Origin of the sequence: Serratia sp. H1w (assembly GCF_000633355.1) — a bacterium.
Taxonomy (GTDB): Bacteria; Pseudomonadota; Gammaproteobacteria; order Enterobacterales; family Enterobacteriaceae; genus Chania.
Map to the genome: position 1 here is coordinate 144,152 of NZ_AYMQ01000037.1, position 12,852 is coordinate 157,003.

14 protein-coding genes are annotated in these 12,852 nt (G+C 52.3%); 7 read left to right on the forward strand and 7 right to left on the reverse strand.

Annotation, left to right across the window (positions count from 1 at the left end):
* Positions 1-7: 7 nt before the first annotated feature.
* Genes sirB1 through hemA form a run of 5 tightly spaced genes read right to left on the reverse strand, consistent with a single transcriptional unit; the run spans position 8 to position 4,444 of the window.
* Entirely contained in the window at positions 8-817 is an 810-nt protein-coding gene (sirB1, locus tag U869_RS0106565; RefSeq protein ID WP_025121127.1) for an invasion regulator SirB1, read from the reverse strand.
* Positions 814-1,212: a SirB2 family protein gene (locus tag U869_RS0106570; protein WP_025121128.1), complete on the reverse strand. Its 399-nt coding sequence runs from the start codon at positions 1,210-1,212 to the stop codon at positions 814-816. The genes sirB1 and U869_RS0106570 overlap by 4 nt, the downstream gene beginning before the upstream one ends.
* 18 nt (positions 1,213-1,230) lie before the next feature.
* Positions 1,231-2,064, reverse strand: coding sequence for a peptide chain release factor N(5)-glutamine methyltransferase (gene prmC / locus U869_RS0106575; RefSeq protein WP_025121129.1), 834 nt, complete (start codon positions 2,062-2,064; stop codon positions 1,231-1,233).
* Positions 2,064-3,149: a peptide chain release factor 1 gene (gene prfA / locus U869_RS0106580; protein ID WP_021181103.1), complete on the reverse strand. Its 1,086-nt coding sequence runs from the start codon at positions 3,147-3,149 to the stop codon at positions 2,064-2,066. The genes prmC and prfA overlap by 1 nt, the downstream gene beginning before the upstream one ends.
* A 32-nt stretch (positions 3,150-3,181) precedes the next feature.
* Positions 3,182-4,444, reverse strand: a complete 1,263-nt coding sequence (gene hemA, locus U869_RS0106585) for a glutamyl-tRNA reductase (protein WP_021806698.1) — start codon at positions 4,442-4,444, stop codon at positions 3,182-3,184.
* A gap of 55 nt (positions 4,445-4,499) precedes the next feature.
* On the opposite strand from hemA, the gene U869_RS0106590 reads away from it, so the two are divergent.
* The 5 genes from U869_RS0106590 (at position 4,500) to prs (ending at position 8,926) form a co-directional block, all read left to right on the forward strand.
* Positions 4,500-4,700 carry a hypothetical protein gene (locus tag U869_RS0106590; protein ID WP_025121130.1) on the forward strand — a complete coding sequence of 67 codons (201 nt, stop codon included), beginning with the start codon at positions 4,500-4,502 and terminating at the stop codon, positions 4,698-4,700.
* Positions 4,701-4,940: 240 nt separating this feature from the next.
* Entirely contained in the window at positions 4,941-6,086 is a 1,146-nt protein-coding gene (locus U869_RS0106595) for a porin (RefSeq protein WP_025121131.1), read from the forward strand.
* Between the two features lie 236 nt (positions 6,087-6,322).
* A complete protein-coding gene (lolB, locus tag U869_RS0106600; RefSeq protein WP_025121132.1) occupies positions 6,323-6,943 on the forward strand; it encodes a lipoprotein insertase outer membrane protein LolB in 621 nt (206 codons plus the stop codon).
* The gene (gene ispE, locus U869_RS0106605) at positions 6,943-7,809 is read left to right on the forward strand and encodes a 4-(cytidine 5'-diphospho)-2-C-methyl-D-erythritol kinase (RefSeq protein ID WP_025121133.1); all 867 of its coding nucleotides are present in this window, start codon (positions 6,943-6,945) and stop codon (positions 7,807-7,809) included. The genes lolB and ispE overlap by 1 nt, the downstream gene beginning before the upstream one ends.
* Before the next feature lie 169 nt (positions 7,810-7,978).
* Positions 7,979-8,926 (forward strand): ribose-phosphate diphosphokinase, encoded by a 948-nt coding sequence (gene prs, locus U869_RS0106610; protein ID WP_002211240.1) that lies wholly within the window; start codon positions 7,979-7,981, stop codon positions 8,924-8,926.
* Positions 8,927-9,107: 181 nt separating this feature from the next.
* Here the strand turns inward: prs and ychH are convergent, their stop codons facing one another.
* Positions 9,108-9,386, reverse strand: coding sequence for a stress-induced protein YchH (ychH, locus tag U869_RS0106615; protein ID WP_025121134.1), 279 nt, complete (start codon positions 9,384-9,386; stop codon positions 9,108-9,110).
* A 365-nt stretch (positions 9,387-9,751) separates the two neighbouring features.
* On the opposite strand from ychH, the gene pth reads away from it, so the two are divergent.
* Positions 9,752-10,342: an aminoacyl-tRNA hydrolase gene (gene pth, locus U869_RS0106620; RefSeq protein WP_021806702.1), complete on the forward strand. Its 591-nt coding sequence runs from the start codon at positions 9,752-9,754 to the stop codon at positions 10,340-10,342.
* A gap of 25 nt (positions 10,343-10,367) precedes the next feature.
* On the opposite strand, the gene U869_RS0106625 is transcribed toward pth, so the two are convergent.
* Positions 10,368-10,622: a hypothetical protein gene (locus U869_RS0106625; RefSeq protein WP_025121135.1), complete on the reverse strand. Its 255-nt coding sequence runs from the start codon at positions 10,620-10,622 to the stop codon at positions 10,368-10,370.
* A gap of 879 nt (positions 10,623-11,501) precedes the next feature.
* Here U869_RS0106625 and ychF point away from each other — a divergent pair.
* Complete coding sequence (gene ychF / locus U869_RS0106630) at positions 11,502-12,593, forward strand: redox-regulated ATPase YchF (protein ID WP_025121136.1); 1,092 nt, start codon at positions 11,502-11,504, stop codon at positions 12,591-12,593.
* Positions 12,594-12,852: the final 259 nt, after the last annotated feature.

Consider the following 12,852-nt stretch of genomic DNA (forward strand, 5'->3'; position numbering starts at 1 on the left):
AAGTTAATTAATGGAGCGTGACCTGCTTGGGTTCGATGGAGTGGATTTGAATTTTTATCACTTCACTCACCGGGTCTTCAGGGCACTGCTCGACAAAATAGTTGAGATCGGAAATGGCGATATGGTTACACTCCAACTGGGCGTAAATCAAGCCACGGTCGCGGATCTCGTAAGGGTCGTCCGGGTCAAAACTCAGCACCGCCTCGCAGGCCCGCAACGCAATTTCCATCTGGTCTTCTTCCATCAGCGCCGCTTTCAGGGTATCGAGCATCTTGCGCACCACCAGAATGTTTTCCGATTCATCCAGATCGTCATCTTCCAGTTCGGCCCCCAGCCCCAAGTTGCCCTTGAGCCAGACCTCCAACTGATGTTCGTTGAGCGTTTCCCCGTTCAGCGGATTGACCAACCACATCTCTTCATCCAGCCAATCGGCACGCATGATCAGTTGAGTGGGAAAAATCACTGGCATCAGTGGCAGATCCAACTGGTGGGCAATATGCAGGAAAATGGTGCCCAGCGAGACTGGCGTACCCTGGCGGGCCTCCAGCACTTTATCCAGCCAGATGGCGTCAGAGAGCCGATAAACGCCGCTGGCACCGCCGAATCCCCAGGTTTTAAAAAATAGCTCGATGAGCGCTTCCAGTTGCTGATCCTGGTTGAGATCGTCTGGGATGGCCGCGCGCGCTTCGTCGGTCAGTTGCTGTAGTTTGCGCTCTACTTCGGTCACCGGGAAGTCCCGCCGGATGACTTTAGACACCAGGATCACCCCCTCACTCAGAGAGGAAGTGTTAAATTCGAAATCGGCAATGCTACTCATAAGTATCCCATCAACAACGGTATTTTAGTCGTGGCAAGTTTCACGATCAGATACAGACAGCCCAGCGCCAGCACAAATACCAAGGTGCGGATATTCCAGCTTTGCGTCTTCTTGCCCAATGCGACGTAGCCCAACAGGATATAAATGATAACGCCAAACAACTTCTCGGTCAGCCACGAGTCCATGCCAAGCAGTGGATAAAACTTGAACATCACCACCAGGGCGATACCGGTGACAAACAGCACCGTATCATTGATATGCGGCGTGATCTTGACCCAGCGCTTGTTCATCATCGGCGATGCACGCCACTTCCAGAAGAAACGCAGTACAAACAGCGTAATGCTGATGGCTACCGTTAATAAATGCAGATGTTTTAGCGCCATGTAAGCTGCCATAGTTGTTTCCTTGGTTTCTTATAGTGGTTTTTGGCCCAGAGTCACACGATCGTTGCCGCCGTAGTCGCGATGGGTTGCCACCGCAATAAATCCGGCTGCATTCAACAGCATACGTACATTCTCGCCCTGTTGCCAGCCGTGCTCAAGCAACAGCCAGCCTTGCGGCTGTAAATAACCGGCGGCCTGCTCAACAATCGCGGCCAGATCGGCCAGCCCCTGTTGGGCGGCTACCAGCGCACTGCCAGGTTCAAAGCGAACATCGCCCTGTTCAAGGTGAGGATCGGCTTCATCAATATAGGGAGGATTACTGGCGATCAGCGCAAACTGTTGTCCGGCAACCGGCGTAAACCAGTCCCCCTGCAAAAAGCGCGCATTGTTAATCGCCAGTTTTTGCGCATTATGCTGCGCCAGCGCCACGGCTGCGGGTTGCAGATCGATACCGGTAACCTGGCAGTCTGGCCGTTCGCTGGCCAACGCCAGGGCAATCGCGCCGGTGCCGGTGCCAAGATCCAGAATGGCGCATGGCGTAGCGGGCAGACGCTCCAGCGCCAACTCCACCAGGCATTCAGTATCCGGGCGCGGGATCAATGTAGCAGGTGAAACCGACAGAGGAAGCGACCAGAACTCGCGCTCTCCAACCAGGTACGCCACCGGTTCCCCGCGTTCGCGGCGAGCCAGCAGCACCGCTAGCTGCTCGGCCTGCTCTGCCGTCAACAGGGTTTCACCAAAGGCCAACAGATAGGTTCTGGCACGACCGGTCACGAAACCCAACAGGATCTCCGCATCACGTTTGGCGCTGTCACTGTGCGTCAGGCGTAAGGTTGCGGTTTTCAGCCAGGTTTGATAATCCATTACTCAGGCTCGGCCGAGAGTGCTGCCAGCTGATCGGCCTGGTATTCCTGCACGATCGGCTGGATAAGCATATCCAGTTTGCCTTCCATTACCTCATCCAGACGGTACAGCGTCAGGTTGATGCGGTGGTCGGTCACGCGCCCCTGCGGGAAGTTGTAGGTGCGGTTACGATCGGAACGATCGCCGGTGCCCAGCAGGTTGCGGCGGGTAGAAGCCTCTGCCAACTGGCGTTTCGCCATCTCTGCCGCACGGATACGCGCCCCAAGCACTGACATCGCTTTGGCTTTGTTCTTGTGCTGTGAGCGTTCATCCTGGCATTCAACCACAATCCCGGTTGGCAAGTGGGTAATACGGATCGCCGAATCGGTGGTGTTTACGTGCTGACCACCCGCCCCGGAGGAACGGAAGGTATCGATTTTCAGATCGCCCGCATTGATTTCCGGCAGCTCGGCCTCTGGTACGGCTGGCATCACCGCCACCGTGCAGGCTGAGGTATGAATACGGCCCTGAGATTCGGTTTCCGGTACGCGCTGCACGCGATGACCGCCGGATTCAAACTTCAACTGGCCGTAAACGCCATCGCCGGACACTTTGGCAATCACTTCTTTATAACCGCCGTGTTCACCCACGTTTTCACTCATGATCTCAACCCGCCAGCGGCGAGTTTCAGCGTAACGGCTATACATGCGGAACAGATCGCCAGCAAAAATGGCCGCTTCGTCGCCACCGGTTCCGGCGCGCACTTCCAGGAAGCAATCGCGCTCATCGTCTGGATCTTTTGGCAGCAGCAAGACTTGCAACTGTTGCTCCAACTCTTCCGTCGCCGCTTTGGCCTGTTTCAGCTCTTCCTGCGCCATTTCACGCATTTCCGGATCGTCCAGCATCATTTCTGCCGTGGCAAGATCGTCCTGCACCTGACGCCATTCCAGAAAACAGCGGCTGACATCGGTCAACTGCGCATATTCGCGCGACAGGCCACGGAACCGATCCTGATCGGCAATAACGCTGGCATCGCCGAGCAGCGCCTGAACTTCTTCATGGCGCTCTTGTAACGCTTCCAGTTTGGCAACAATAGAAGGCTTCATGCGTGGTTTTAAACCCTGTTAATAAAAGAGAACTAATGCTGATCCAGCCCGAGGCTGTCGCGTAAAATGTGCAACCGCTCCATGTCGCCATCGCCGGCGGCCTGCTGGAGGGATTTGGTAGGGGCATGAATAAGACGATTGGTTAATCTGTGGGCCAGCTCATGGATCACCTGCTCCACGTTAGCGCCTTGGGCAATCGCGGCCAGCGCTTTTGACTCCATTTCCGCACGGATCTGATCCGCCTGCGAACGGTAGTCTCTGATGGTATCTGTCGCGCCCTGTGAACGCAGCCAGGTCATGAAATTGCTGCTTTCCTGCTGCACAATGGTCTCGGCCTGTACGGCCGCCGCCTGCCGCTGTGCCATATTGCTCTGAATAATGGCCTGCAGGTCGTCCACGGTGTAGAGATAGGCGTTCGCCAGTTTGCCCACTTCCGGCTCGATATCACGCGGAACGGCAATATCCACCAACAACATGGGCTGGTTGCGGCGCGCTTTCAGTGCTCGCTCAACCATACCTTTACCGATGATGGGCAGCGGGCTGGCGGTGGAACTGATAATGATATCGGCATCTGCCAGACGTGCGTCAATCTCCGGCAGTGAGATCACTTCTGCCCCCACCTCTTGCGCCAAGACCTGGGCACGTTCACGGGTGCGGTTAGCGATGATCATATGCTGCACTTTATGCTCACGCAGATGGCGGGCCACCAGTTCGATCGTTTCCCCCGCGCCCACCAACAGCACATTCAGTTCGGCAAGGGATTCGAAGATCTGACGCGCTAACGCGCAGGCAGCGAAGGCAACGGATACCGCACTGGCACCGATTTCGGTTTCGGTACGTACCCGCTTGGCAACGGAGAAGGATTTCTGGAACAGGCGCTCTAGCTCACCGGAAAGTGACTGGCCACGCTGGGATTCGGCAAAGGCTTTCTTTACCTGCCCGAGGATCTGGGGTTCACCCAGTACCAAAGAGTCTAGCCCGCTGGCAACGCGCATCAAATGGCTGACGGCTTCGTCGCCGTGGTGCCAATACAGGCTTTTGCGAACGTCTTCCGCACGCAGATGGTGATAGTCACATAACCAGGCGACCAGTTGTTCATGCAGATGGTCCTGCTGCTCCACGCTGAGATACAGCTCAGTGCGGTTACAGGTAGACAGCACAACGCCGCCCTGCACCAATGGCTGTTGCAGCAAGCTATTCAGCGCCTTGTCGATCGACTCTGGGGAGAAGGTCACCCGTTCTCGCAGAGAAACCGGAGCGGTTTTGTGATTAATACCTAACGCCAGAAGGGTCATTGCTTCGAGTAATACTTCTCTTGGTACGGGTTCTCGTTGACCGGCATTCTACTTGATGCGCGACATCAATAAAAGTGACAACCGCATCTTCCGGCCAATCGCTGGCATTGCCGGGCCAAATCAATCGGCAGCAGCAAACCAGGTTGGTCTCAAACTCATCAGTAACCGCAAGGATAAACACCTCTCAATGCTTGCTGACTTGCTTTCAGACTGCCCGACTGCGGCGATCAACGTCTCTTTGCATTTCCGCCATTAAATATTTCACCTAACTGACAATCGCGCAAAGTAACAGTTTCCATTGTTTTAATTGCAATTTTTTTGCTTTGTTTCCATAATTGCGCCAAATAGTTAGCAAACTAACAATTTACATAGAAATTGTTTCAGATTTTCACTTTCTGTAACAGGAAAGTGGGTCAAGCAGAAAACCCCGGGTGTCTTCAGCCAATGGATTGGTTTTCATATTTTGTTGTCGCAGCACGTAGGAAGGGATGTATTGATGAAATTACGTAGATTAAGCCAAGCGGTTACCGCTGGCCTGATAGCGGGTTGTAGCGCATTTGCAGCACATGGTGAAATCACATTATTGAAGCAGGATCCGCAAGCGGGCGATCCCCTTAGCCGCCTCACCTTCACCGTTGGCGGCAGTATTCGCCCTCAGTTCAACATGATGACCGGTGACGGTGATAAGGGCTCGTATAAGCGTAACGGCTTCGACGGCGGCACGCGTTTTCGTTTTGCCACCGATTACTACCTGTTTGACGATATCAGTTGGATCAACTATTACGAGCTAGGCGTCAACATCCCCGCGCTGTTCAGTTGGGATAACCACTACGCCGAGGGTGCCAACAACACCTCACGCCGTATGCTGTATACCGGCCTGAAAAGCAAAACCTGGGGCCAATTGACCTATGGTAAACAAAACAGCGTTTACTACGACGTTGTCGGGGCCAAAACCGATATCTGGGATTACGACATGTTGGCCCAGGCACCGGGCAACGGCATTAACGGTGACTATGACGGTTCCTACCGTTCACGTAGCATGCTGAAATATAAAAAGACCGTAGGTGACGCGGATGTCTATGCCGCCTACCTGTTCAACGATGACGAATACCTGCCGGGTAACGGCCTGCGTTATAAGCGCAAGGGTGGCGGTTCATTAGGTGTGGACTATCACCTGAGCAAAGACCTGACCTGGGGTACCGCCTGGAACTACACCAGTGCCGAGATGCGCAACCCCAATAGTAACGACAGCAAAGACTACAATCAGAACATCATCGGTACCGCGCTGAGCTGGAAGCCAGACAACTGGACGCTCAGCTTCGGCGGCGGCTGGTATGACAACTTCCTGACCACCAAACAGAAGGATGTTAACAACTACTTCGCCGGGGACGCCTGGGGGATAGAATACTTCGCCGGTTACAGCTTCCCGGTGGGCGAGTACGCGGTGCAATCCATCATGCCTTACTTTATGGGTGACCGCCTGCAATACACTACCGGCCGCGATTACCAGCGTATTGATAATGGCCTGGGTATCTCCTTCCAGTTTGACTACGGTTTCCGCGCTGACGTTGAACACGTGCTGACTTCCAGCACCGATAACCTCGGTGATATGACGGTGGTCCGCTTGCGTTACGATTTCTGATCCGTCAAAACGCGCCCTTATTGTATAGGGGCGCCGTTTCGCCCTATGCCGTGCCCCGCAGATTTCCGACCCAAAAACTTTCACTATCGATTACAATCCTTCACACGCCAGATGCCGCCCTTGCTGCAAGGTTTTTGCGCCATTGTATTATTGACGTTACGCCACTCGCCCGTTAGCGTGGTGGCATCACTGCTAACCCGCACTGCCCCGCAAGGACAAAAGGACAACAAAACGTTATGCCTATCCGCAAAGTCAGTTTGCTTCGCCTGATCCCATTAGCCAGCCTGGTGCTGACGGCCTGTACCCTCACCAAACCTGGCCCGGCAACCAGCCCGACATCTCCGCAATGGCTCGCTCACGAACAAGCGGTACAGCAGCTTGAGCAGTATCAGACGCGCGGCGCTTTTGCTTATCTGACCGATCAGAAGAAAGTCTATGCCCGCTTCTTCTGGCAACAATACACGCCCGATCGCTATCGCCTGCTGCTGACTAACCCGCTTGGTAGCACCGAGCTGGAGCTGAACGTGCAAAAAAGCGTGGTGCAGCTCACGGACAACCAGGGCAAGCGCTATGTCAGCGACAATCCGCAAGAGATGATCCGTAAGCTCACCGGCATGGAGATCCCAATGGATAACCTGCGCCAGTGGATGCTCGGCTTACCGGGCGACGCCACCGAATTCAGCCTGGACTCCCAATACCGCCTGAACAAGCTGACCTACAAGCAAGGCGATCTGACCTGGGTCGTGACCTACCAGGACTACAACACCGACTTGAAGATCCCGTTACCAAGCCGCCTTGAACTGCAACAGGGCGACCAACGTATCAAGCTGAAAATGGATAACTGGACGCTCAAGTGATGATCCACCAATGGCCCTCCCCGGCAAAGCTGAACCTGTTTCTCTATATCACCGGCCGTCGTGCAGACGGCTATCATCAACTGCAAACGCTGTTCCAGTTCCTGGATTACGGCGATACGCTGACCATTGTTCCCCGTCAGGATGAACAGATCCGGCTGCTGACGCCCGTAACAGGGGTACCAGACGAGCAGAACCTGATTGTTCGTGCCGCACGCTTGCTGCAACAGTATTGCGCGAACCACGCCATTGCCACGCCTCCCCGTGGGGCAGACATCAGTATCGATAAGCGCTTACCGATGGGTGGCGGCCTTGGCGGCGGTTCTTCCAACGCGGCAACGGTGCTGGTCGCGCTGAACGAACTTTGGCAATGTGGCTTAAGTGACGACCAACTGGCTGAAATGGGGTTGACCCTCGGTGCCGATGTGCCGGTATTTGTGCGCGGCCATGCCGCCTTTGCCGAAGGGATTGGTGAACAGCTACAGCCGGCAAATCCGGCAGAAAAGTGGTATTTGGTCGCTCATCCCGGCGTCAGCATCCCCACACCGGTCATTTTTGCCGACGCAGAATTAAAAAGAGACACCCCGGTTCGCCCGCTGAGCGCCCTATTACAGGCACCTTACGCAAATGATTGCGAACCGATCGCAAGAAAACGTTTTCGCGAGGTTGAACAGCTTCTTTCATGGCTGTTACAATACGCGCCGTCACGCCTGACTGGCACAGGTGCTTGTGTGTTTGCAGAATTCGACTCCGAGCCCGCCGCTCTTCAGGTGTTAAATCAAGCCCCGGCCTGGTTGCGTGGATTTGTAGCGCGTGGCGTTAACGTCTCACCACTACATCGCATCCGTTCCGGGCAGTTTGAGCCGTAGCTCAACGTGTCGTTGCACAGGATCGTTTACCTGGCCTGTCATCTCTGCGCTGCCTGCAGTTCAAGTTAGTTTTACACACCCGTATGTATATTGCGTCGGTGTCGCCAACTGCCCCTTGGCGCAGGCCGTATGACAATATCTTCTCTGGACGCATGCTGAGGTTCTTCTCGTGCCTGATATGAAGCTTTTTGCTGGTAACGCCACCCCGGAACTAGCACAACGTATTGCCAACCGTTTGTACACCAGCCTTGGTGACGCCGCTGTAGGTCGTTTTAGCGACGGCGAAGTGAGCGTGCAAATCAACGAAAATGTACGCGGCGGTGATATTTTCATCATCCAGTCCACCTGTGCACCGACTAACGACAACCTGATGGAACTGGTTGTTATGGTTGATGCCCTGCGTCGCGCCTCCGCAGGTCGTATTACTGCTGTAATCCCTTACTTCGGTTATGCCCGCCAGGATCGCCGCGTGCGTTCTGCGCGTGTGCCAATCACTGCCAAAGTTGTTGCCGACTTCCTCTCCAGCGTAGGGGTTGACCGCGTATTGACAGTCGATCTGCATGCCGAGCAGATCCAGGGCTTCTTCGATGTCCCGGTAGATAACGTGTTCGGTAGCCCGATCCTGCTGGAAGACATGTTGCAACAGAACCTGGAGAACCCGATCGTGGTTTCCCCAGATATCGGTGGTGTCGTGCGCGCCCGCGCGATCGCCAAACTGCTTAACGATACCGACATGGCTATCATTGACAAACGTCGCCCACGCGCCAACGTTTCTCAGGTGATGCATATTATCGGTGACGTGGCAGGCCGTGACTGCGTGCTGGTCGATGACATGATCGATACCGGTGGTACCTTGTGTAAAGCAGCCGAAGCGTTGAAAGAACGCGGTGCCAAGCGCGTATTTGCCTACGCCACGCACCCGATCTTCTCCGGTAACGCCGTGGATAACATCAGGAACTCGGTGATCGATGAAGTGATCGTCTGCGACACTATTCCGCTGTCAGCAGAAATCAAAGCGTTGAAAAACGTACGTACTCTGACCTTGTCCGGTATGTTGGCTGAAGCTATCCGCCGTATCAGCAATGAAGAGTCAATTTCCGCGATGTTCGAACATTAATCCCCTCTCTGGCGCAGTGAACCTCTGCTGCGCCAAACGGTTCGGGTGAGCATCTCAGAAAACAAAAAACCCGTTGTCGCTTGCGCTTCAACGGGTTTTTTACGGGATGTGGGACATAGCCTTAAACCTTATACAACTAGCCTCCCTTGCCTATGATAGCCAGATCCTTGGGTTTAGTTAATCAATGAGACGGGCGACGCGGGTTGTTCTGACAGCGTTTATCAAAGTGTTTTACCCACCAATAGCGATCTGCTACCCGCTCGCGACCACCGATACGTGCGCCAGCCAACCACAACAAGGCACCGATAAAAATACTCATGATGGCGCCGTGGGCAAAAAACTGCGGCAAATTAAACCGTGATACTTCAGCCAGAATGGAGTATCCCACCCCGCCAACCATCACTACCATACCCATTCCCATTAAAACGTTGCCAATGACATCAGCATTTCTACGTTTCATATGCCACCTCCAGAGTGCCATTTGCCAGCAGAGGGAAAACTGATAACTCGTTAACCCGCTTTGATTAGTTAAGTATAGTCATTATTTCAGCAAGGGTATTGCGTGGACGATCACAAATGGCAACAAAAGGCTGACAATTCTTTACTTTTTGTTGAAAGTTAGCGAGATAACTAAATTGTTTTACTAATGTATTATTCATTTCTCAATGATTAGCGATCGGGTAGCCAGATTTTTGTCATTCTGCACGCAGGCAGGTACACTAACGGCCTATAAATTTCGAGCTGTGCCGCCCTGCAACCCCGGCGATCGCAACTTGGAAGGCAACGGGCACGCCCTTTCCCTTTTTCTAGCATAGTGAATCTCTTGTGAGCAGTATCAAACTGATTGTTGGCCTGGCCAACCCGGGCGCAGAATATGCCCAGACACGGCACAATGCCGGCGCATGGTATGTTGACCTACTGGCGCAGCGCCACAACCAACCGTTGAAGGAAGAAAGTAAGTTCTTCGGTTACACCGCACGCCTGAATCTGGCCGGTAACGACGTTCGCTTGCTGGTCCCTACCACCTTTATGAACCTGAGCGGTAAAGCCGTGGGTGCCTTGGCCACCTTTTACCGCATTCTGCCTGAAGAGATATTGGTGGCCCACGACGAGTTGGATCTACCACCAGGGGTGGCCAAACTCAAATTAGGTGGGAGCAACGGGGGGCATAATGGCCTGAAGGACATCCAGAGCAAGCTGGGCAATAACCCGAACTTTTATCGCTTGCGAATTGGCATTGGCCACCCGGGTGATAAAAACAAGGTGGTGGGCTTTGTGCTGGGTAAGCCGCCAGCATCAGAGCAAACGCTGATAGATGATGCCATTGATGAGTCGCTACGTTGCACAGAGATCTTACTGAAGGAAGGTATGACGAAGGCGATGAATCGTTTGCATGCGTTTAAAGCGACTAGCTAAGCAGCCAGGCCAAGCGATGTGACTATCACTTGCTTGGCCTGCTACCTATCGGGCAATAACGGCATAACTTCCGCGTACAGCACGACTGCATGCTCTTCGCATTGTTTTGTATAGCAACATCAACCACATCCGGCTTATTTTTCTGTTTCAAATCCGTGCTCCCAACAAAAAAAGGCCGTTCAATCAGGCTCTTCTTCCGCTCGTTACGGAAATGAATAATAAAAGAAATAACCGAAAGTAATAATAAAATCGGTGCAGCAAGCACATCAATCCCATTCATGGATTAAATCCCTCCTTGAATTCAAATGGTACAACCAATAAGACGCGGATAATATCTTAAAAAAATACGTCCAACAATACTTATAGGTAAATTTATCTATGCCTATATAGGGACTAACTCATTATAATTAGGATATTACTTATAAAGTAATGGATATATCCTAGAAACAAATAGGATATTTCTTTGAAAGCATGTCAATTAATGCCCCGTGGAAATAAATGATTACAGACATACATTAAACACTCTAACCATTATTGTAAAATATCAAGAAAAATCCCAAACCATTAAAAACAACTTAAAATACATGAAGATATACAAACAAAAGATTAAAAAATAGAATAATAAAGCTCCAAGTTGATTAAATCATGATCATATTTATCATGTAAGCAATTTTAAAATTAATGAATCTTAGCGCTCAGTATAGATTGTTAAGGATATGGCACGAAAAGCATAACGTCTTAGCGACCACAAACTCTTAGGTTGCTATAACTCTGTGGCCTTTATCACAATATGTTGCCATCTTGTTTCGGTAGAGAGTAAAAGGAAACTCCGAGAATATCCTTATACAAAAGGTGCCTTTATAATCAAACTTTCACCTTTGGCAATAAATAGCCGATAACCCCTGTTCGGAATATTCTTCATTATTGTAGTTTATATCCTATTGCCGAGAGGGGGTCAGCTACGACCTGCATAAAACGCAACCACGTCTGAACGACAGAGAGGCCTAAAGACATCGACATGGGCCCGCCTGCACCTACGCAGTAACGGGCAGATCGAGATAACGGCCCATTACGTGTATAATGACGGGATAATTTCGTCCTTTATGCAGCAGGCTAATGTTAACCTGTTGATAGTCAAGATATTTAAGGTGATATAAACATGGGATTCAAATGCGGTATCGTCGGTCTGCCAAACGTTGGCAAATCCACCCTGTTCAATGCGTTGACCAAAGCGGGTATTGAAGCAGCCAACTTCCCGTTCTGCACCATTGAACCCAATACCGGCGTGGTACCTATGCCCGATGCGCGTCTGGATCGCTTGGCCGAGATCGTCAAACCACAACGCATTCTGCCAACCACCATGGAGTTCGTTGATATCGCAGGCCTGGTAAAAGGCGCATCTAAAGGTGAAGGCCTGGGCAACCAGTTCCTGACCAACATCCGCGAAACCGAAGCCATCGGCCACGTGGTACGTTGTTTTGAGAATGACAACATCATTCACGTGAACAACAAAGTGGATCCGGCAGACGATATTGAAGTCATCAACACCGAGCTGGCACTGTCCGACTTGGATACCTGCGAACGCGCCATTCACCGCGTGCAGAAAAAAGCCAAAGGTGGCGATAAGGACGCGAAAGCCGAATTGGCGGCGCTGGAAAAATGCCTGCCGCAGTTGGAAAACGCCGGCATGCTGCGTGCGTTGGATCTGACCGCAGAAGATAAAGCCGCGATCCGCTACCTCAGCTTCCTGACGCTGAAGCCGACCATGTACATTGCCAACGTCAACGAAGACGGTTTTGAGAACAACCCGTATCTGGATGTCGTACGTAAGATTGCAGCCGAAGAAGGTTCCGTAGTGGTTGCCGTTTGCGCCGCCGTTGAATCCGACATTGCTGAACTGGAAGATGAAGACCGTGCCGAATTTATGGCTGAGCTGGGTCTGGAAGAACCGGGCCTGAACCGCGTGATCCGTGCAGGCTACGAATTGCTCAACCTGCAAACCTACTTCACCGCTGGCGTGAAGGAAGTCCGTGCCTGGACCATCCCGGTAGGTGCCACCGCCCCGCAAGCGGCCGGTAAAATCCACACCGACTTTGAAAAAGGCTTTATCCGCGCACAGACTATCTCCTTTGAAGACTTTATCACCTACAAGGGTGAACAAGGCGCCAAAGAAGCCGGCAAGATGCGTTCAGAAGGGAAAGACTACATCGTGAAAGATGGCGATGTGATGAACTTCTTGTTTAACGTCTAAATAAAATCTGGTGTCTCATGGGCTCTCACTGCATCTCGTGAAGACTGAAAACCACTTTAAAATCCACGCAATTGCGTGGATTTTTTTGTGCATAGAAAACCTCCAGCTAAGGTTAGCTGTTTCCCCTCACCCCAGCCCTCTCCCGATGTAAAGGCAGGGATTTCATGAGCACTGGGCCGGGGATAGGGGCTAGTCCTGCGTCGAATTCAGGTGCAGAAGTAATACGTAGCAGGATTAGTATAGTGGCACACTGATACTG